Origin of the sequence: Bacillus swezeyi (assembly GCF_001969815.1) — a bacterium.
GTDB lineage: Bacteria > Bacillota > Bacilli > Bacillales > Bacillaceae > Bacillus > Bacillus swezeyi.
Genome location: NZ_MRBK01000002.1, coordinates 39,148 through 60,390, shown reverse-complemented (window position 1 = coordinate 60,390; position 21,243 = coordinate 39,148). Strand labels below are relative to the sequence as shown.

18 protein-coding genes and 1 pseudogene are annotated in these 21,243 nt (G+C 44.8%); 14 read left to right on the top strand and 5 right to left on the bottom strand.

Annotation, left to right across the window (positions count from 1 at the left end; translation table 11 throughout):
• The first annotated feature begins 281 nt into the window (after positions 1-281).
• The 4 genes from BTA30_RS01675 to BTA30_RS01660 are packed head-to-tail and all read left to right on the top strand — an operon-like array spanning position 282 to position 3,960.
• Positions 282-1,187, top strand: a complete 906-nt coding sequence (locus BTA30_RS01675; RefSeq protein ID WP_076758459.1) for a DoxX-like family protein — start codon at positions 282-284, stop codon at positions 1,185-1,187.
• Complete coding sequence (locus BTA30_RS01670) at positions 1,184-1,804, top strand: DUF4166 domain-containing protein (protein WP_076758457.1); 621 nt, start codon at positions 1,184-1,186, stop codon at positions 1,802-1,804. The genes BTA30_RS01675 and BTA30_RS01670 overlap by 4 nt, the downstream gene beginning before the upstream one ends.
• Positions 1,797-3,416 carry a YndJ family protein gene (locus tag BTA30_RS01665; RefSeq protein ID WP_076758455.1) on the top strand — a complete coding sequence of 540 codons (1,620 nt, stop codon included), beginning with the start codon at positions 1,797-1,799 and terminating at the stop codon, positions 3,414-3,416. Before BTA30_RS01670 ends, BTA30_RS01665 begins: the two co-directional genes overlap by 8 nt.
• A 58-nt stretch (positions 3,417-3,474) precedes the next feature.
• Complete coding sequence (locus BTA30_RS01660; protein WP_076758452.1) at positions 3,475-3,960, top strand: DinB family protein; 486 nt, start codon at positions 3,475-3,477, stop codon at positions 3,958-3,960.
• Positions 3,961-4,098: 138 nt separating this feature from the next.
• On the opposite strand, the gene yqeK is transcribed toward BTA30_RS01660, so the two are convergent.
• Entirely contained in the window at positions 4,099-4,716 is a 618-nt protein-coding gene (gene yqeK, locus BTA30_RS01655) for a bis(5'-nucleosyl)-tetraphosphatase (symmetrical) YqeK (protein WP_076758450.1), read from the bottom strand.
• 150 nt (positions 4,717-4,866) lie between these two features.
• On the opposite strand from yqeK, the gene BTA30_RS01650 reads away from it, so the two are divergent.
• The 3 genes from BTA30_RS01650 (at position 4,867) to BTA30_RS01640 (ending at position 6,529) form a co-directional block, all read left to right on the top strand.
• A complete protein-coding gene (locus tag BTA30_RS01650) occupies positions 4,867-5,358 on the top strand; it encodes a MarR family transcriptional regulator (protein ID WP_076758513.1) in 492 nt (163 codons plus the stop codon).
• Between the two features lie 151 nt (positions 5,359-5,509).
• Positions 5,510-6,115 (top strand): TetR/AcrR family transcriptional regulator, encoded by a 606-nt coding sequence (locus BTA30_RS01645; RefSeq protein ID WP_076758448.1) that lies wholly within the window; start codon positions 5,510-5,512, stop codon positions 6,113-6,115.
• A gap of 12 nt (positions 6,116-6,127) precedes the next feature.
• The gene (locus BTA30_RS01640; RefSeq protein WP_076758446.1) at positions 6,128-6,529 is read left to right on the top strand and encodes a DUF5367 family protein; all 402 of its coding nucleotides are present in this window, start codon (positions 6,128-6,130) and stop codon (positions 6,527-6,529) included.
• A gap of 74 nt (positions 6,530-6,603) precedes the next feature.
• Here the strand turns inward: BTA30_RS01640 and aprX are convergent, their stop codons facing one another.
• The gene (gene aprX / locus BTA30_RS01635) at positions 6,604-7,932 is read right to left on the bottom strand and encodes a serine protease AprX (RefSeq protein ID WP_076758444.1); all 1,329 of its coding nucleotides are present in this window, start codon (positions 7,930-7,932) and stop codon (positions 6,604-6,606) included.
• A gap of 263 nt (positions 7,933-8,195) precedes the next feature.
• Here aprX and csaA point away from each other — a divergent pair, with 263 nt between their 5' ends.
• Entirely contained in the window at positions 8,196-8,528 is a 333-nt protein-coding gene (gene csaA / locus BTA30_RS01630; RefSeq protein WP_076758441.1) for a chaperone CsaA, read from the top strand.
• Between the two features lie 131 nt (positions 8,529-8,659).
• Here csaA and BTA30_RS01625 read toward each other — a convergent pair whose 3' ends face one another.
• The 3 genes and pseudogenes from BTA30_RS01625 to BTA30_RS01610 form a co-directional block, all read right to left on the bottom strand.
• Positions 8,660-10,645 carry a methyl-accepting chemotaxis protein gene (locus BTA30_RS01625; RefSeq protein WP_076758439.1) on the bottom strand — a complete coding sequence of 662 codons (1,986 nt, stop codon included), beginning with the start codon at positions 10,643-10,645 and terminating at the stop codon, positions 8,660-8,662.
• 141 nt (positions 10,646-10,786) lie between these two features.
• A pseudogene (locus BTA30_RS23610) lies at positions 10,787-11,581 on the bottom strand (GerAB/ArcD/ProY family transporter).
• Positions 11,582-11,853: 272 nt separating this feature from the next.
• The gene (locus tag BTA30_RS01610) at positions 11,854-12,954 is read right to left on the bottom strand and encodes a GerAB/ArcD/ProY family transporter (protein ID WP_076758432.1); all 1,101 of its coding nucleotides are present in this window, start codon (positions 12,952-12,954) and stop codon (positions 11,854-11,856) included.
• A gap of 156 nt (positions 12,955-13,110) precedes the next feature.
• On the opposite strand from BTA30_RS01610, the gene BTA30_RS01605 reads away from it, so the two are divergent.
• The 6 genes from BTA30_RS01605 (at position 13,111) to BTA30_RS01580 (ending at position 21,202) form a co-directional block, all read left to right on the top strand.
• A complete protein-coding gene (locus tag BTA30_RS01605; protein WP_076758430.1) occupies positions 13,111-14,688 on the top strand; it encodes a spore germination protein in 1,578 nt (525 codons plus the stop codon).
• A 43-nt stretch (positions 14,689-14,731) separates the two neighbouring features.
• Positions 14,732-14,965, top strand: coding sequence for a hypothetical protein (locus tag BTA30_RS01600; RefSeq protein ID WP_076758427.1), 234 nt, complete (start codon positions 14,732-14,734; stop codon positions 14,963-14,965).
• 34 nt (positions 14,966-14,999) lie between these two features.
• A complete protein-coding gene (locus tag BTA30_RS01595; RefSeq protein WP_076758425.1) occupies positions 15,000-16,199 on the top strand; it encodes a Ger(x)C family spore germination protein in 1,200 nt (399 codons plus the stop codon).
• Between the two features lie 314 nt (positions 16,200-16,513).
• A complete protein-coding gene (gene abc-f / locus BTA30_RS01590) occupies positions 16,514-18,223 on the top strand; it encodes a ribosomal protection-like ABC-F family protein (protein ID WP_076758511.1) in 1,710 nt (569 codons plus the stop codon).
• 284 nt (positions 18,224-18,507) lie between these two features.
• Positions 18,508-20,076 carry a spore germination protein gene (locus BTA30_RS01585; RefSeq protein ID WP_076758423.1) on the top strand — a complete coding sequence of 523 codons (1,569 nt, stop codon included), beginning with the start codon at positions 18,508-18,510 and terminating at the stop codon, positions 20,074-20,076.
• Positions 20,077-20,098: 22 nt separating this feature from the next.
• Positions 20,099-21,202: a spore germination protein gene (locus tag BTA30_RS01580; RefSeq protein WP_076758420.1), complete on the top strand. Its 1,104-nt coding sequence runs from the start codon at positions 20,099-20,101 to the stop codon at positions 21,200-21,202.
• Positions 21,203-21,243: the final 41 nt, after the last annotated feature.

Sequence of the window (21,243 nt, the reverse complement as noted above, 5' to 3'; positions counted from 1 at the left end):
TTTTTGAATGGGACTTGCTATCTATCAGCCGAAATGGAAAGAAAGATAATTTCTCACAATTGTTTACATTTTTCTGAAATTTTAGTATCATATCATTATGGCTCCAGCAATTTTTGAGTCATAGGTATTAGGCTTAACCAGCCACTTCTTGCCTTGGCTCTTTCAGCCAAGGATTTTTTTGCTGCCGAAAAAATGAGCGTCCTATGTTAAAAAGTGGTTCACAGCAAAAGAGTTCCATGTTATTCTTGCAATGTGAAAATATTCACAAAAAGGCGGGCGCTATGAAAAAAACTCCGATTTACGTAGAAATTTTCATCCATGCTGACATTGAGCGTTTATGGCGTTTTACTCAAGATCCTAAGCTCCATAAACAATGGGATTTGCGGTTTACAGACATTACCTATTTAAACAGCGAAGCCGAAGACCCGCAAAGATTTTTATACGAAACGAAAATCGGCTTTGGCTTAAAAATTTCCGGCACAGGAGCGTCTGTCGGAAACATCTCGAAAGAAACGGGAGAAAGAGTCTCATCACTGAAATTCGGTACAAAAAATGCGCTTTCCCTCATTCGCGAAGGGAGAGGCTATTGGAAATACAGTGAGAAAGAAGATGGGGTTGCCTTTATTACGCAATACGATTATGAGACAAATCACGGCCGGCTGGGACGCCTCGCTGATGTTGCATTCAGGCCGCTGCTCGGCTGGGCGACGGCTTGGAGTTTTGATGCACTCAGACTTTGGCTTGAAAAAGGGCTTCATCCAAAGCTCCTTTTTCAAAAAACGGCGATTTACTGGCTCGTATGCCTGTTGCTTTTTTTCGTTTGGGTGTATCAAGGGCTTGTCCCGAAAATTGCAGTCTCGCATCCTCTGGAAATCAGCATGCTTGCCTCTCTTTTAGCCGGCCGTTTTCATCCGGAAGCCGCGCTGAAGCTGATCGGCTTGGCCGAGGTGATGATCGGTGTTTTATGGCTGTATCCTTTTCATAAAAAGAAGTGGTTTCTTCCGCACATCGGGCTGCTTGTGCTGCTTTCCGTCTGTGCGGGAATGGCCGATACCGCAGCGTTTGCACACCCCTTTAACCCTGTCACACTCAATGCTGCACTTATCGTTTTGTCCTTGATCGGCTATTTGAGCGCTGACGATATTCCAAGTGCAAGAAATACGATCAGAAAGAGGCGTAAAGGCTGATGTCGATTTATGAAAATGTGATAGAAGATTTTCACCTTCTCCATCCGAAACTCAAGCAGCGGTATCGGATCACTCCGGAAAACGCATTTAGAGGAAAAGGGGTAATGTCGGAAATTTCAGGCGGCTCATTTGTGACAAGGCTGTTATGTAGAGCCGGGACGATATTCCGCTGTTTTTTCCCCGAAAGAGGAAGAGATATTCCGTTTACCATTGAAAATAAAATCTGGCTGACGAAAAAAAATACACCCGTAGCCGAATGGAACAGGACTTTCTTTTTTCCTGATAAACGAAGGCATTTTGATGCCGTCATGATCTATGATGAAAAAAGAGGAGAAATCATCGATTTTTTCGGACATCCACCGATCCTGATTTCAAGCCTCTATTTTAAAGCGGAAGCAAACGGTTCATTATCGATTATCTCTGTCAAACAATGGTTTCCTTTATTTGGAAAAAAGATTCCGTTGCCAAAGTGTTTTTACGGTTTTTCTGTTGTGAATGAATCGTATGATGAGGAAAAAGGCTGTTTTACGATCGATGTCCATGTGAAAAATCAAATAGCCGGAACGCTTTTTTTATACAAAGGCACATTTCAAGAAGCAGGTGAGGACAATGACTAGATTTCATTGGCTTGTCAGCGCTCTTTGTTATGCGGTTTTCATCCTCGCCAAGGCGCCGGATATACCGCCTGCAGAAGCGCTTCTTTTATTATCGGCCTTGTTTTTCATACCGATTGCAATCCGGCTCATTCGGCATGAAAATGGTCTCTCACAGCTGATCATCCGCATGTTTCCTATTGCCGCATGTTCAGCTTTGTTTTCTCTGATATTTCATTCACCGTTTTTTTCGTTGATTTGGCTTTGCTATACGGGAATGATCGCTTTGTTCGGCGCGCTCCGCATCTGGGAAAGGGGAGGCCGCCGCCTTGAGGAGGTGTCAATCGATTGCGGCCTGCTTTATCTTCCTTTCGGAGGTTTTTGGCTTTTTGCCTATACACTGAATCTTGAAGTGATGAATTTTGGTCTGCTTATTGTCCTGCTGACAGCGGTGCACTTTCATTATTCAGCGGTCTTCCTTCCAATTTTTAATGGAATGCTCGGAAGGAAGCTGAAAAGGAAAAACCGCCTGTATAAGACGATCACATGGATCATCATGATGTCTCCGCTTTTGATCGCAATCGGAATATCGTTTTCTAAAATTATCGATTTAATAGCCGTTTCGCTGTATTTGGCTGCCATTTATTGCGGCGGCTTCCTGTTGTGGCGTACATCCTTCAAAAACAAAATCGCGCGCCGGTTTGTGATCTTTTCATCTTTGATGCTCATGCTCACGATTGCATGTTCCCTTATTTATTCATACGGCGTGTTTCGCGGCCGTCCGACTTTTACGATTCAGGAGATGATTTGGATCCACGGGCTTGTAAACGCCATTGCCGTCATCATCCCGGCGCTTATCGGCTGGCACCTTGAACGTCCTGAACCGGCAAGGGAAAAGCATAATGGCAAACGGCTGAGCCGCATTTTTGGAACATGGAGAATCGGAGCTGATTTTTTAAACAGACAGCGCCTGAAAAGCAGGGCATCTTATCAAGGGCTTGCCGATGACATGGGTATTTTCCGGACAAGCGAGTTCAGGCCTGAAATGCTTCCTCCTATGATGATCGATTTCTACGAAAATACGGCCAATTATGTTTTAAAAGCGGAGATCGCCTGGCGGCCATGGTTTAAGCCGTTTGCTTTTATCTACCAAATGTTCTCAGCCAGGATAGGCCAAATCCATCTGGGGATGAAATCGGGCTGGCAGGCTATGAACGGCTCGATTATCGGCGTCGATTCAGACAAAGACGGAAGGGAGAATGTGCGCGCCTGGGTTAGAACAAATGAGGAAGGGGAGACCATTTTTGTGGCGCTGTATTCCGTTCATACCCATGAGAAGACCACATACATGAACATTGCCCTGCCGCTCCCTTTTTCTCATATGACAGGGATTTTAAAACCAAAGGCAGAGGACGGCTGTCTCATCTTGACCAGCAGGGAGCCGCAGTCTGCTCGAGGTGATGAAGGCATTTTCCTTTCCACAAGGGCTGGAACATTTAAACTGCCTCTTGCAGAACGTTTTAAAATTAAAGCAGCGGGGCAGGACAGGCTCTTTGCGTTTCATCGCATGTGGTTATTTGGTATACGGTTCCTCGATATTCAATATGATATTGAAAAAAAGGATTCCGCATCATGAAGAGCGAAGTTAGCAAATGAAAAAGAGGACACAAATCGAATCGAACTGGAGGGTATTTATGCTGAAAAATGTCTTACTTGAACAGTTTAAAGCGTGCTATAACGAAACGACTTGGTTTGTTTGTTTTCAAACGGCTGCCGCAGATCTTACCGAAAGCCAGGCAAAGCAAAAAGGAGAAGGTGCGGAAAATTCGATTTTAGAAATTGTCAATCATTTAATTTTCTATAATGAGCGGTATTTAAAACGGTTTAAAGGGATTCCCGTCCCGGCATTTGATTATACGATCGATGACACGTTTGTCAACAAGAGCGGTCTTGGCTGGAAAGAAAGCAGCCAGGAGCTGGACCGCATCTATTCCGATTGGATCCATACGATTGCAGCATGTGAAGAATCGGTGCTGACACAGCCGGCAGAACACGATCCAAACGCTACATGGGCGGACATTTTATCCTGCCTGATTCTCCATAATGCCTATCACTTGGGACAAATCGTCCATATGAGAAAGCAGCAGAAAAGCTGGGATCCATCCAAAGGCGTGAACTAGCGCCCGCCCAGCTCCGCGTAAGGTACTATGGCGGTTAAGGGCGCACTTGCCCGGCCGCCTGCACCAAGTCATTTGACAGATTAGCATGTAAGCGATCCTTTTCTTTCCTATTGTGCGTCGGGAGCATGTGCCGCTGCCCTAACCGATTTTTTCTTTTAGATTGTGGTAGGCATCTCTCAGCCAAGGATGGACAACCTTCAGTTTGTCTCTTTCATTCCACAAATATTGAATATATTGAAAAGCACCATACTCCAAGGAAATCTCCAGCGCTTCCTGAAGTTCTTTGATGTAAGGCGGCCTCCCGGACTGATCCCATTCTATTTTATCTGCTGCAAACACCACAAGGTCGAGGGGAGAGGGATTAGCTTTAAGTGTTGTATGACATTCTATGGCATTTAAAATATCTTGATCTTGTGTATGAAACAAATCCCGGGCCAGCACTTTTGACAGCTTTTGATGGATGATCATCGGAAATACCCGTTCTTCGGGCAGGATATCAATGCCGAGCGCTTCAGCAGCAGCGATCCTTTTCTCATTTGGAATGACGGCGCTGATGTCATGCAAAATCCCGGCTATTGCGGCTTTTCGCATAGGAACATGAAACGATTTGGCCAATGTTTCAGCCGCTTTTTTGACCCTTATTGAATGTTCTGCCGTTCTATCTTGATGGTGGTGATAAAAAAATTCTAAAGCATCTGTATATACACTGCCGGTGAAGCGAATGCCCTTCTGCAAATCTTGTTCATAAACGTTCATCAGTATCTCTCCCTCTTTATGATGTTTAATCATAAACAAAAACAATTTTCTTTTTCATGATTAGTTTACCATAAGGTTGACAAGCCCTGATAAATGGAATTAAAATATTTTGTTAACTGGAAAAGAAAAAGAAAGGAATGTCGATGGACAATGTCTGAACTGGCAAAACAGCTGATCTATGATATGTATGTCAAACTGCTGCACCTTAATGAACAAAAAGCGGATACAGATCTCAAAGCGCTTCTGAAGCAGGCGGATGAGGCTGACGTCAAGCGGCTGCCCGGGAATATGACAACCATTCATGTCATCAGCTGCATCGGTCATAGTGAACCGATCAATAATACCGGAATTGCAAAGAAAATGAATTTATCTAAAGCAAATATTACAAAAATCAGTTCAAGGCTCTTAAAGGAGGGGTTGATCAAACGTTTTCAACTGACAGACAACAAAAAAGAAGTCTACTTCCGGCTGACGCCAAGCGGGAAGCAAGTATTCGAGCTACATGAAAAGCTCCATCAGAAAAAAGCGGAAACGTTTGACCAGTTTCTCGATTCTTTTTCAGAGCCGGAACAGAGCGCCATTTTGAAATTTCTTCAAGGATTGACGGTCATGGCAGGAAAAAAACAAGACGTGAATAAATAAAAAGCGGAAAAAAGAGATGTTGAGTCAATGATTTATCATAATGATATTATGTAAACTAATAGTATGAAATTTGAGGATTGACACGCAATGATTTCCATATTAAAATTTAATCAAATAAGTTAGTTATCTGAATAACTGAGAAGGTGAATGAATGGCAAGGCCAAATGTGACATCAAAAGAGATGCTGATTGAAGCGGCTAAACGACGCATTGCAGAGCGCGGGTTGGAAAATCTGACGTTAAAGGCGGTTGCAGAAGATGCAAATGTGACACAGGGAACTGTTTACTATCATTTTCGCACAAAAGAGCAGCTTGTTTTTGAAGTGGTTCGGGATGTTTGCTGCACGTCTTGGGAGAGTTTAAGGGCAAATCAAAAGCCTGCGGCTGAAAAAATGAAGGATGGATTAGCTTCTGCAAAGGCAAGAACTCAGGAAGGTGCATATTATCATCAGCTATTTTTAGAATTGGTCGTCTTTGGTTTTCGAAATGAGAGGATAAACAAACAATTGGGGGAGCTTTTGGACGATGAAAATACGTTTTTAGCAGATCAGCTTTCTGGGTTATGGAAGCGATCTCCTGTTGAAGGGGTCTCACTTAAAACGTGGAGCATACTTCTCAATGCACTGATCGACGGCCTTGCCCTGCAGTCTTTTATTTCATCTGAGTTTTCTTCTGATGAAATCTATCAAGAACTGGAGCTTGTGCTGCAGAAGCTGACGGAAGACGCTTTAAAGCAGCATGAAAAGGCGGATCAGTAAGGGGGATTGGCAATGTTTACGCAAAAATTAGGTTTGACTCTTCTTTTTTCTTTCCTTGTCTGGCTGGGGGCAACCATGTTTTTTGTGCTGTTTGGCGATTCAGTTCTTGCCGAACCTGGACAACATACTTTTTGGATTCATTTTTTGCTTTTGGAAACAGGAACGTTTGTTGTTTTGTATACAGTATTGCTGTTTTATCAACAACTTGATAAATCACCGTTTGCGGCCTTAAAACTCGGGATTTGGGGATCGGCGGTCGGTTTGTTCCTTGACACTTTTTCTGTATGGAACCATCCGCTGATTTTCCCTGCATTTTCCGAGGGGCAAGTGATTTCATTTGCGATTTGGATGGTATGCGCCTATGCCATGTATTTGATGATTCCGCTGATGCTGACAAGAAAAAAAGCCGCTTGAATATTGATGTATATTCGCCCGTTTAACATAGAATGAAAACGGGCGAAAGCGTTGTTCAGATTTTAGGATGCCGGTCAGTCTAGGGGAATGGAAATTTCAGCATTAATGTAACCTGCACCGTAAATATTTGGGTCTCTATCTTTCCACCAATCGGCTCCGTCCATTAAAAGCCTTTTGACTTCATCGGGTGCAGTGTCAGGGGCTTGCTGGAGAAGGAGTGCGGCAATACCTGCACAAATCGGCGTAGCCATTGATGTTCCAGACAATGTCATATAATCTGTGCCGACCCGGTTGGCTTTTTGCAGTTTATCAAGAAAAGATCCGGGTGAGCGCAGTGAAATAATATTGGTTCCCGGTGCTAAAATGTCTGGTTTGACCTGGCCATAAATGGTCGGTCCTCTGCTTGAATATGATGCGACATTATCGTCATCCCGGCTGACGGTATCGCGGTCATCCAAAGCTCCGACTGTAATAATTTTGCGGCTAACACCCGGACTGGCGATCGTTTGGGCATCAGGTCCTGAATTTCCAGCGGCAGCGCAGACGACAATTCCCGCGTCCCAAGCTGTATTAACGGCTTTGACGACAGGGTCTTCTTCTTCATTTTCATAGGAAAGAGCATCTGAACCAAGCGACATTGAGATAATATCGATCGGATCTTCCGGATGTTCTTCATTAAACTGTATACACCAGTCTATCCCTTGAATCACAGTTTCGAGCGAGCCGGACCCCATTTTGTCCAACACTTTGACACCAATCAGTTCGGCTTCAGGAGCGGGTCCGCGGTATTCTCCGGAAGAAGCGGCTCCGTTTCCTGCAACATCGCCGGCGCAATGGGTGCCATGCCCATTGTCATCATATGGTTCAGCTTTTTGGTTGACAAAGTCGGCAAAAGCTTTGATCCTTCCTTCGAGGTCTGAATGCGGATATATTCCGGTATCCACGACAGCTACCGTAACACCTTTTCCTGTCAATGTCTGATTGTTTCTGACGACTTTCTTAGCATTGCTTGATTCGACCGCAACATCGAGAAGCGCTTTAACAGTCCGATTTAAATAAATTTTTCGGATGTCGCTGCACTGTGATAGAAGCGATTGCAATACAGAAGGGGTAACTTCGGCGCTGCAGCAGTTGATCTTGGCGAAATGATGCTTTATTTTGTTCCGTCTTTGATTCGCGGCCATCTCTTTTACAAGCTGATAGCCTTTATGATGACAGTCTTTTTCGAACTCAATAATGATAGATATTTTTTTGTTTTTCATAAGGAATTTTTCAAAAAGGCCGTGCAGAAAACATGGCGTCCATTTGAAAGGTTTATAGAGCTTCAATACGCTTTCTCTCAGGGGACGGTCTAATTTATGGGCGTTGGCCCGAACCATTTGAACCATGTAGGAACCGAACATCGAGATCCACCTCTTTTAAGTTATACTTTCTGATAATCTATGAAGGAAAGGGAGATCCCGTAAAGTTGGTTGTCCTGAACAGCTGGCAAAAGGGGCCGGTTCATTATTGAAAAGCGGCTGATAGATTGATGCCAGAGTCCTTCTGACTCGCGTGCAAAAAAGAGATGTCTGTTTAAACGAAGGGGGGAGACATGGTATTCTATTCTTGTCCATGTATACTAGGGAAACAGGGAGAATAGGTCATGATGAAGGAGGAGAAAAACATGGCAGTAATTGAAGACTTTTTAAAGCTCGATATTCGGATTGGAACGATTTTGAAAGCGGAAATCTTTGCGGAAGCGAGGGTCCCGGCGATGAAGCTGGAGATCGATTTCGGAGATGAAATCGGTGTCAAGCGGTCGAGCGCACAAATCACAAAGCGCTATACGCCTGAAAAGCTTGAAGGCCGGCAGGTAACAGCAGTGGTCAATTTTCCGCCGCGGCGTATTGCCGGATTTAAATCAGAGGTTCTCGTTCTTGGCGGTGTTCCGGAAAAAGGCGATGTGATTTTATTAAGGCCTGATGAAGAAGCGCCAAATGGAACGAAGATTGGGTAATACATAAAAGGGCAGCGTATCGACAAATCCTCGCGTTCTTTGTCAGGCCTGCCTGAACGCCGCCGTCAATCACGTCTAAAAGTGATGACAAAATCTGAGAGAGGCTCCTATTCAACAGGAGCCTCTCTTTTTTAATTGACCTTAAATTTTTTCGTCAACTCGCGCAGATCTTCAGCCATTTGTTCAAGTGTGGCAGAAGATGAGCTGATTTCTTCCATTGATGCCAGCTGTTCTTCTGCCGATGCGGCAATATCCTGTATACCCGCAGTGCTTTCTCTTGAAACTTCGGCAATGTCTTCAACAGCTCCAGAGACTTCATGCGAGCCTTTTGACAGCTGCTCGACGGCTGTGTTCAGCGTTTGCAGTTTCCCGGCAATCTCATTTGTCATGTCGCTGATCTGGTTAAAGCTCTCATCTGTTTTCTCGGTAATTTTCAAACCGGACTGCACTTCATGATTGACCGATTTAAACATGTTGAGTGAGTGCTCGATTTCTTTGACGATTTCCTGAATCAACGTTTCGATTTCTTTTGCTGAGTCCGCTGATTGGGCGGCCAGTTTCCGGACTTCTTCAGCGACGACGGAAAAACCTCTGCCCGACTCTCCGGCGCGCGCGGCCTCGATTGCGGCATTCAGTGCCAGCAAATTTGTTTGGTCGGCAATTCCGTTAATGACGCGGAGGATCGAAGTAATGTCTTTTGATTTGGCTTCAAGTCCTTTGACAACACCTTCAGCTTGTTTGACCGATTGATCGATCGAATTCATTTGGCCGACGGTTTTTTGAACAAGCTCGCCGCCTGTCTCAGCGACTTCTGTCGATTTGATTGATGATGTTGTGATCGATTTTGATACCTCAGTCATTTCACTCAGCCTGTCATTCATTTGACTGAGCTGATGAGAGCTTGTTTCGACTTTCTCACTCTGGCTTTCAGCACCGCTTGAAAATTGCTCGATCGCTGAAGTGATGTGTTCTGTCGCTTTGCTCGTCTGATCTGCGCTTGCAGTCAGCTGTTCGGAAGAAGCGGCGACATTATCAACCGATTCTTGAATCATGCCGATCAGAGTGCGGAGCGATTCGGACATATCGTTAAAGCTTTTACCGAGCTGTCCAAACTCATCGTTTGACTGCACTTCGATTTGCTGTGTCAGATCTCCGCTGCTGATGCTCCTAGCAGATGAAACAAGCTGAGTCAACGGTTTGCTGATCGTACGAATAATAAAGTAAATAAGAATTCCGCCAAGCGCAACCGCTCCTGCAAATACGATAAGAGCCATATGAAAGGCCGGCTTTGCTGCATTTGTGATTTCATCTGCAAACATCGTTCCGGCGATTTTCCAGCCGGTCAGTTTGTTTGTCGCAAAAGTTATTTGCCTGTCTTTCCCTTGAAACGTATACTTGTACTCGCCTTTTTCTTTGCTGTAGACTTGCTCGACCCAGTCGCCTTCTCCTTCAGTACCGGCTTTAATCGTCGGGTGTGCAATATATTTTTTATCAGCGCTTGAAATGAACGCGAACCCGCTTTTTCCGATTTTGACATCGTTGGTTGCTTTAATCAGCTCGTCAATGTTCAAGCTGAGTGCGGCAACTCCTGATCCGTCATCATTTTGTCTGGCGATTGTGATGACCGTATTGCCTGTCGCGGCAGATTCATACGGTTCTGTGACAATCACTTCGCCTTTTTTCTCAGAGGCCTCTTGATACCAGCCTCTTTCAACCGGATCGTAGTCATCGGGCATTTTGGTATAAGGGTGCTGGACATATACGCTGTCTTTTGACCCCGTGAAGATCGCTTCTACATCTTTGTTTTGTTTTGCGTATTGTTCAAATTTTTCTCTTAATGAAGTCCGGCCTTTTTCCTTGTACGTCTTTTCGTGAATCACTTCGCTAAAATATGTAATTGCATCCGCCTTTTTTTCGACGTTTTGATCAATCATTTCATTTAATTGGTCGACACTGTTTCTTGCGCTTCTCATGATCTCATCTTCCAGCGAACTGCTGGCCTGATAGACAGAAGCAATTGAAAGGATGAGTATGGGCACAGTTAAAATCAATAAAAATGAGATCGTTAATTTTTTTGAAAGAGACGGACGCTTGATCCAGTCCAATATTTTTTTCATGGCCAAAACTCCTTTTTCTAGTTTACGACATTAATATCGGACAATTATCATATTTTTGCATTAATTTTTAGAATTTTGGCTTCGAAATAAAGTAACAGGATAAAAGGCGGCCGCTCCCAGCATGATAAGTGGTAAACAGCCTCATCGAGACGGTATAGGCGATGGCCGTCCGATTTTTTCATAGCCCGCATCTGGAAAAATGAATGTCGAAAGGTGAGGGCGATCATACCTAATGGCAAGGTATGAGGACGGACGCTTTTCAAATTTAAAATTTGCAGAAGCGTAAAAATAAAGCTCCCTCTTCGTATAGATAGTCATCATCCACATGCTGGTCATGATCACTTCGATTCTCGTCAAAAAGTTGCCGATCTGAATCTTCTCGGCTAACGCATCACTCGGATACAGCAGTCTGGCTGTAGCGTCCGCAAAATACTGAGAAAGGTCGTGATTAAAACGATCACCCCGCCAATGACACTCCCGATGATAAAAAGATTTCGAGCTTTTTCAGGCTCATTGAGAAAAACTGGGTAAATCATTAATAACACGACGGAATGGATAGAAGACGTAGGGCACCATGTCCATGGAAGCCCACAGTATGGTTTTCAGATCTGTTTCAAAAATGGGCTGAATGTTGTTAAAGTCGATTTCCGGTGTGATCAAAACCATAAAAATGATAAACAGCGCGATGAACAAGACGACGAAGATTTCAACGGCGCGGCTGATCGTCTCAAATCTGACCCGCACGCCCAGCAGCAAAATGACCGCCATTAAAATCTTAAGTGGTGTGATCGGTGTTTCCGGCATCATTTCCGTCTTGACAACATTCCCCGCTGAATACAAGAGATCGGCTGTATCAATGAGCGGCATGGTCACAAATAGAAGAGAAACCGTCTTGCCTATCCATTTACCAAACAGTTTTTCATTGATTTCGCACAAAGGTAAGCCAGGGAAACGGACGGGATAAGGCGATAAACAGCCATATGACGCATACCCCGATTCCAATCCCCATTATCGCTGCAATTCAGACATCCTGTTTTGCCTCCGCGGGCCAATCCCGCCGGTATCTCTAAAATACTTGTTCCAACCGTAAATAAAATCACTAAAGTCAGAAATTGACTGTAATTGATTTTAACATCGGTAATGCCTTTCACCTCAAAATCGCGAAGTATTGGCAGTGTAACCGGATTTGGACCATAGCCCCAGAAGAGCTAGTGCTGATTGCCGCCGCCGACACGCTTCCGAACAAAAGCGACCGTGACTAACAGCAATGGGATAATAAATGCAAACAGGGGAAAGATCGAATATAGTGCAGCTTTTCCCTGTTCAATATGTGCTGCATAGCTGCCAGCAATGATCACTGAGAGAGCTAGGATCACCAGCCCGATCGGCAGGATAAATTTACTGGAATTTTTAACATGAAATAAATCTGCTGAACAAGCCACTGCTGCATAGGAAAAGACTGTCACCTTAACAAAATCCCCCACAATGAGTGCGATCATTGCAACTCCTTGTAACCCTTGTATAAATCCGCCAAAATTTATCTTTTCCACAAATTTCAAAAATGGGAAGGTAGAAGTTGACCATCCATGAACACCTAATACCGCGATTTCCATGATTATTGTCACCGTTAAAACCAAACCGCTAAAAATGGTGGCAGCCAGCCCAAATGCCATCCCCATTTTCTGTTGATTTAAGTAAGGTAATATCGTAGTGAAGCATATTAATTCACCGTAAGGGAAAAAAACACGTTCAGGAAAAGCGGTTGTGATAACAGGCTTCCACCCATTTTCTAAGACTGGGAGCAAATTTTCAAGACGGATAACATTTGAACCGATTATGGAGAAAAAAGTCACTAGGATCATGATAAATACCAGTCCAAAAATAATTTCTCCAGTTCTTGCCAACGTCTCTATGCCTTGATAAAGAGCATAGCAAACAATAACCATTAAGACCCCGCTCAGGATAAACATCGGGGTTTGATCATATTGAAGTAATAAAAGTTCGCTGGCGTCACGAAGATCTCTTGATGCTCCATAGATAAAAAATGCAATATATAAAAGACCTATTAAATAACCAATGGATCTTCCTAATATATTTTGTATATAACGAGTCAATAGCATATTCGGATACTGCCTGTATAGATAATAGTAGTGGAGCAATAGTATGATACCACCTGTTAAACCAAGCAATTCTGCCAGCCATGCGTCCTGTTTCGCTTCTACTCCCAATGGAACAATCAGCGCAGTTCCAAACTCGAATAATACGATCAAAGAAAATAGCTGGTGAGGGCTGATTTTGGCTTTCTCCATTTTCCCGCCTCCCAAAACCAACTTTTGTATAAACATACTTAGTCATTAACAAAAGAGATTCATTATAAACACCATCCTCAAGGTATAAAAAAATTGAATCAAGGCAAATTAAAACCAAATACAGGAAACCTCTATGAACAATGGCAGGGGGAAGTTATGAGATTTTTTAAAAACCGATACTATCAACCCTTATCAGGAAAGCATTCCGAAGATCGAGTTTCTGATGAGAAGGATGGGCTGAAAGCAAACCTTAAAGAGAATGTCCAAAAAGTCAAAGAAATGCTCGGGGGCAGCGATGATATTATCGTCCGGGAGTTTCGAATCGGAAAAGACGGGGATTTGAAGACGGCGATCATTTATACGGACGGCTTAATCGATGAGTCAGCGGTTCAAAATTTTATACTTGAATCTTTAATGTTTCATATTCAGAAAGGCGACATGTCTGCTGAAGAAAGCTCATTCAGCCGGTTAAAAGACTCTGTTTTGACTGTTGCCGACTTAAAAGAATTTTCCGATTACAGCACGCTTTTCAGCTCGCTGTTAAGTGGGAACGTCATTTTTTTGCTGGACGGCTATCCTCAGGGATTAGCTCTTGGAATGAAAGGCGGCAAAGACCGCGGCGTAACCGAAGCGACAGTTGAAAACACAGTGCGCGGTCCAAAAGAGGCTTACTCGGAAAGTCTGCGGACGAACACGGCGCTGCTCCGGCGCATTATCAACGACCAAAATCTCTGGTTTGAAACAAAGAAGCTCGGCACCGTTACAAAAACGAATGTATCGATTGCTTATATAAAAGGAATCGCCAATAACAAAGTGGTCGAGGAAGTTCGAAAACGGCTTGATCGTATTGAAATTGACAGCATTCTAGAAACCGGCTATGTCGAAGAGCTGATTCAAGATGAAACCTACACGCCATTCCCCACCATCTTTCATACAGAACGCCCTGATGTCACGGCGGCGAATCTGCTGGAGGGGCGGGTCGCTATTTTTGTTGATGGAAGTCCAAATGCTCTGCTGGTTCCGTCCCTGTTTGTTCAGTTTTTTCAAACCGCTGATGACTATTATCAGCGCGCGGATATCACAACTCTGCTCCGTTTTCTCCGTTTTGTCGGCTTTTTTATCGCGCTGCTCGGACCATCGCTGTATATCGCCATCACGACGTTTCACCAGGAAATGCTGCCGACGCCGCTGCTCCTTAATCTGGCAGCACAGCGCGAGGGCGTGCCTTTTCCAGCTTTTGTTGAAGCTCTTTTAATGGAGGTCACTTTTGAAATTCTTCGCGAAGCCGGTGTCCGAATGCCGAAAACGATCGGACAGGCGGTTTCGATTGTGGGGACGCTTGTCATTGGGACGGCGGCGGTTGATGCCGGAATCGTTTCCGCTGCCATGGTTATCGTCGTCGCGATAACGGCGATTTCAAGCTTTATCGTCAGCTCGTTTAATCTATCGATTTCCGTGAGAATGCTTCGGTTTATTTTTATGGGACTGGCAGCTTCGTTCGGATTATTCGGAATAATCGTCGGCTTGATCGCTCTCACTCTTCATTTATGCAGTCTGCGGTCGTTTGGAGTGCCGTATATGTCTCCGTTCGGCCCCTTCATTGCCGAAGATCAAAAAGATGCGATTCTTCGGATGCCGCGGTGGAGATTATTTTCTCGTCCGCGTTTAATCAGCCAAAAAAACGTCGAGCGCGAAGACACCGCTTCGCCAAAGCCGCCGAATTCGAGAAAATAATTCCGGTTCAACAGAATCCGGGAAAAGCAAGGAGCTGTCTGATATGCAGGTTGTCGCAGGAATTCTTCTCATAGCGGGTTTGATCATCCTTCTGGAGCTGCCGACGCTATGGAAGAAAAAACAGAAAAAAGAGATATGGGTCTTTTCGCTGCTGCTCGCATTTGGCGTTGCGCTAAACATTACGGAGGGGCTTGGTGTTGAGGTTCCAAACCCCCTCGATTGGCTCGCTGTCATTTATAAACCGCTCAGTGATGCAATCATGTCTTTATTGAAGTGAGCAGGAAGAGAGGGCGAAGAAAGGAGGTTAAGACTTGCGGAAACACATCGGTTTGTTTGCTGTTCTCTTCCTTACCGTTATTGTGTTATCAGGATGCTGGAATCGGCGGGAATTAAATGAGTTGGCCATCGTGGGCGCAATGGCGTTCGACAAGTCGGATGGTAAGCAGGTTATAACCACTCAAGTCATCGATCCCGGGCAGGTTGCAGCCAAGCAGGGCAAAGGCCTAGAAGCACCGGTTATCACATATCAGGAAAAGGGAGACACGGTCTTTGAAGCGATCAGAAGAATGACAACCCTGTCAGCCAGAAAACTTTATTTTTCCCATTTGCGTGTTCTCGTCATAGGTGAGGAAGTGGCTAAAGAAGGAATCGGCGACACGCTTGATTTTTTATCAAGGGATCATGAGCTGCGGCCCGATTTTTTCATCGTTGTCGCCAAAGATGCCAAGGCGGAAAACGTACTCAAAGTGATGACGGGACTAGAAGACATTCCCGCAAACAAACTGTTTACGTCGCTTGAAACATCGGAGAAGGCGTGGGCTCCTTTGATGACCGTCACATTGGACAAACTCATCTCCGATATCGTCAGTGAGGGGGTACAGCCCCATTTGACAGGACTCCGGCTGTTAGGGGATGGAAAAAAAGGTGAGAGTAAAGAAAATGTTCAGGAAATTGATCCAGATGTCAAACTGAAATACAGCGGGTTGGCGGTTTTTAAAAGCGATAAACTGATCGGCTGGCTGAATGAAAGGGATAGTAAAGCTGTTAACTATGCGTTGGGAAATGTCAGAAGCACGATCGGTGAAGTGCCTTGTCCAGACGGCAAAGGAAAAGCGGCAATGGAGGTCGTTCGCACAAAATCGGAACTGGCGGTCGACGTCAAAAACGGCTCTCCGAAGGGAAGCGTTCAGATCAATGTGGAAGCCAATGTCGGAGAAGTGCAGTGCAAGCTCGATTTGACGAAATCCAAAACAATCGCCGAGCTGGAAAAGGAGGCGAATAAACGGGTAAAAAGTCTGATGGAAAAGGCGCTCAAAACGGCTCAGGAAGAGTACAAAGTCGATTTTTTCGGCTTTGGCGAGGTGCTTCACCGTTCAAACCCCGACTATTGGAAGAAAGTCAGGAAAAATTGGGACGAGACATTCACGACGATGCCGATCGACATTAAAACAGACGTACAAATTCGGCGTGTCGGCACAATCGGAAAATCGCCGCTTGAAGGTTTGAAGTAAATGGCTTGCATATTGACAAAGCACTCCTCCGTTTCATATACTGTTTGATAAATACAGTGAAAGGAACAGGTATAGGGGACATGAAGCAGTAATCTTATTTTCCGTCGTTTTTTGAATATGAAAAACGGAAACTTGGAGAATAGGATCAGTCTGCCCTTTTATACCTTGCATCATCTCTTATGTTTATTTGCCGTGCAAATGAAAAGAGGCCAGTTCATACTGCTTTCACGATGCACGTTTTGGCATGATATCCTCTCCGGGTTTCCGTGAGAGGTTTTTTGTTGTCAGCCAAAAACAAAACAGAGGTGAGCGGTATGACGATTCTAATGAAAATAAGAGGCTTGCAAAAAAGCTTTGGTGAGCAAACGGTTTTAAAAAATATCGAATTTGACATATCAAATCAAGAGCGAATCGGTTTAGTCGGATATAACGGCGCGGGGAAAACAACCCTTGCAAATATTTTGTCCGGTCACACCGAAGCAGATCAAGGCACAGTGCAAACAGAACGGACGCTTAAAATCGGATACCTTCTTCAATCGATTGAGTATTCCCTCAACGATTTCAGCAGCATTTTAACCGGGGATGAGAGCGGGACATTATATCAGCTGACGAGCCGGCTGGGCTTGTCAAAGGTGCAAAGCTGGAATGCCGAACGGCTAAGCCATATGAGCGGCGGGGAAAAACTGAAGCTCGCACTGGCACACGTCTGGAAAACGATGCCCGATGTCCTCATCCTGGATGAGCCGACAAATCATTTGGATGTAAAAGGGATCAACTGGCTCCTTGAAGAGCTGGAAAAATATCAAGGGGCCGTATTCATCATTTCCCATGACCGATACTTTTTGGATCGATCGATTTCCAAAATATTGGAGATTGAAGATGGAGAATTGCACACTTATCAAGGAAACTATACTGCATATCGCCAGGAGAAAAAACGGTTAAATGAAGCCCGCATGCATCAATACGAAGTCCAGCGGAAGCACAAAGAAAGAATCGAATCACAGATTGCAGGTCTCAGACATTGGTCGCAAAAAGCCCATCGCGACTCCACAAAAGAAGGAACGACGGGCTATAAAGAATACCACAGGGTAAAAGCCAAAAAGCTCGATAATCAAGTCAAATCAAAACGAAAGCGCCTTGAACAGGAGCTTGAAAAAAACAAAGCGGAAAAGCCAAAAGAAGAAGGAGCAGTCAGGTTCCAATTTTCTTCAGGAGAAAGAAGGGGAAAACGAATCATCGAAGCGCAGGACCTGACAAAATCATTTCACGGACGAACTTTGATTAAGGACAGCCATTTTTACATCAAATACGGGGAGAGAATGGCGCTGGTCGGAGACAATGGATGCGGCAAAACGACACTTGTCAAAATGATGTTAGGGATAGAACCTGTGACTGACGGAACGCTATGGAAAAGCCGGTCTGTCAAAACCGCGTATTTGAGCCAGGATGTCAGTGACTTAAGAGCTGACCAAACAGTGGCAGAAGCGCTGAACTTGTCTGACAGGGACGATATTGCAAATGCGCGGACAATTTTGGCCAGTATGGGCATCAAAGAAGACCGCTTTCATCAGGAGATCGGGACGTTCAGCCTCGGGGAGCGGACGCGGATCAAATTGGCCGGTATGATTTTAAAAGATTACGATCTGTTGATTTTAGACGAACCGACCAACCACCTTGATTTACCGAGCAGGGAGCAGCTCGAGCAGACATTGCTGGAATTTCAGGGAACGATCATCATTGTTTCGCATGACATGTACTTTACGGAAAAATTGTGTGATAAGCTTCTTGTTTTTGAACAACAGCGCATCACCCGGATCGAAACCGGACTGAAAGACTACCGGAACAGGAAGAAACAGATCCATGCAAAAAGCGGTGAAGAGGAGCGGCTGAAGATCGAAAACCGAATGACCGCGGTGCTCGGAGAGCTGGCCGGGCTTTCTCCTGAAGAGCAGAGATATCATGAACTCGATCAGGAGTTCTCAGATCTGCTGAAGCGTAAACAAGCGCTTTTAGAAAAAGAATAAATAAAACAAAGCCATCTGTGTCAAACACAGGTGGCTTTGTTTTATTTGCTAAAGGAGCATGTGGTTTAAATTACCACAAATTATAGATGTCATCCAAGGCAATAATAGGATAAAAAAGATGGACTTACTAAAGCAATGAAAAAGGGTGATAAACATGTGGAAAACCATTGTTTCTTATTTTCCGGACTGGCCGATCTTGTTGCAGGCTTTTTTTGTATTTTTTATTCCCTATGCCATTTCAAAATTTTTTCTTTGGATTCGCGCGGCAGAGGGTGAGTGAGTAAATGAGATGGTGGAAATCGAAAACGCGGAGAATGACGCAGCCGTCCAATAAGCGCGACACGCCAAAGGAAGAAGTGCCGTCTTTGGAGTCAACCGGTTACTTTACCGGTGATTTCAATCATGATCTGAAAATGGTCAAAACAGCTATGGAGAATAACTCAGATGTTAATTTTCGCCAATTTAACTTAGGGCGCACCGGCATAAGTGCGGCAATTATGTTTATCGATGCGCTTTCCGATAAAGATCTTATCGACAAACATATTATGAGGTCGCTGATGGCCGATTTTGCCGAGGAATATAAAATTGATCCCTCTTCATTAAACAACAATGCGCCTGAATTGATTAAAAAGCAGATTTTATCAATTAGTGAAGTGTCAGCGGTAAAGCATGTCGGTGAAGTGGTGCCGGAAGTTTTGATGGGTTCGACCATGCTGTTGATCGATGGTTCAGCGGAAGTCTTATTGCTGGGCACCATCAAGAAAAACACGAGAAGCATTGAAGAGCCTGTATCAGAAGCTTTGGTAAGAGGAGCGCGGGTAGGCTTTACAGAAACTTTGGGAACAAATACCGCGCTTTTGAGGCAGCATGGGAAAAATCAAAGCTTGTCCATGAGTCAGTTTCAAGTGGGAAAAAGAGTCGTCAAAAATCTTGTCGTGGCCTATATCAAAGATGTGGCCGAACCGGGGCTGGTGGAGGAAGTCAAGAAAAGAGTCAAAAGGATTAATATCGATGATGTCCTTGAATCCGGCTATGTCGAACAGCTGATTGAAGACAATTATCTCAGTCCGTTTCCGCAGGTGCAAAGCACCGAGCGTCCCGACAGGGTGATGAGCGCTTTAATGGAAGGCAGGGTGGCCATTTTACTGGACGGGACGCCTTTTGTTTTAATCGTTCCGGTTACATTCAGCATGCTGCTGCAATCGCCTGAGGATTATTATGAACGATGGCTTCCAAGTTCTCTGATCCGCATTTTGCGGGTAGGCGCAGCCGTGATTTCTTTGCTGGGACCCGCTTTATATATTTCTTTTATCTCGTTTCATCCCGGCCTGATTCCGAGCGAGCTGGCGATCTCCATCACCGGGACGAGGGTAGGGGTGCCTTTTCCATCCCTGATAGAGGCGCTCATTATGGAAGTAGCGATCGAAATTTTGCGTGAGGCCGGCCTGCGGCTGCCAAAACCGATTGGTCCGGCGATGGGGATCGTCGGCGGTATCATCATCGGAGAGGCTGCCGTACAGGCAGGCATCGTCAGTCCGATCATGGTCATCGTCGTTGCGGTCACCGCCATTTCTTCATTTGCGATTCCGCAATACAGCGCCGGAATATCACTGCGTATGCTGAGGTTTGCGGCGATGTTTTGCGCAGCTGTATTTGGATTGTACGGTGTGATTATGTTTTTTCTCATGCTTGCCAGCCACGCGGTGAAGCTGAAAAGTTTTGGTGTTCCATATGCCAGTCCAGCCGTCCCTTATCGTTTAGGCGATTGGAAAGATTTCATCGTCCGCATGCCGATACTGATGATGAAAAAGCGGCCGAAAATGATGAAAACAGACGATTCGACACGCCAATAGCATAGAGAGGAGGAAAACATTCATGATGATCGGGGCGAATGAGCGCATCACCACTTTACAAACAGCAGTCATCATCACCAATTTCCTGCTTGGGACAGGGATTTTGACGCTGCCGCGAACGTCTGTCGATGAAGTCAAGACACCTGATGTCTGGATCACGCTCGTTTTAGGGGGGATGATCGCACTGGCAGCATCGATCATCATGGTGAAGCTGAACCATCAGTATCCTGAAAAAACCTTTTATGAATACACCCAGGATATCATCGGCAAATGGATCGGCGGGTTGATCGGCCTGTTTTTCGCTTGTTATCTGTTGGCCCATTCCGGTTTTCAGGTTCGCTCAATGCTGGAGATTATCCACTTTTTTTTACTGGAAGGAACACCCCGCTGGGCAACCGCAATGATTTTTTTGTGGGTGGGGCTATATTTGATCATCGGCGGCTTAAGCTCGATTGCCCGTCTGTTTGAAATCGTTTTCCCTATTACAGTCATCCTTTTTCTGCTGGTCGTTTTGATGAGTTCAGGAATTTTTGAAATGGACAATTTGCGTCCTGTGCTAGGGCAAGGGATTGGGCCTGTATTAAAAGGAATAAAAGTAACCGCCCTCTCCTTTTCGGGGATTGAAATCGTCCTGATTCTGATGCCTTTTATGAACCAGCCGCATAAAGCCGTTCAAACGGTTGTCATCGGAACGGCCATCCCATTGCTTTTCTATATGATCACCGTCGTAATGGTCATCGGCGCACTGTCCATAGACGGGGTGGTTGCACGAACATGGCCGACAATTGATTTGATGCGAAGCTTTGAACAGCCGGGGCTCATATTTGAACGGTTCGAATCATTGCTTTTGGTCATCTGGATCATGCAGCTTTTCAACACGTTTGCCATCTCTTTTTATGGTGCGGCATTGGGGCTGTCCCAGCTCTTTAAAACAAATATTCAAAAGGTAATGTTCGTTTTGCTTCCGGTGATTTATCTCATTGCAATGGGTCCGAACAATATCAACAACATGTTTGCGTTTGGAGACTTGATTGGAAACAGCGGCGTTTATTTAGGCGGCTTGATACCGATTTTGCTACTGGTGATTTCAAGGATCAAAAGGGGAAAACATAGGACCAATCATTAAAAATGAGGATCTCATACCGGCTGACAATTGAAAAGGAAAGG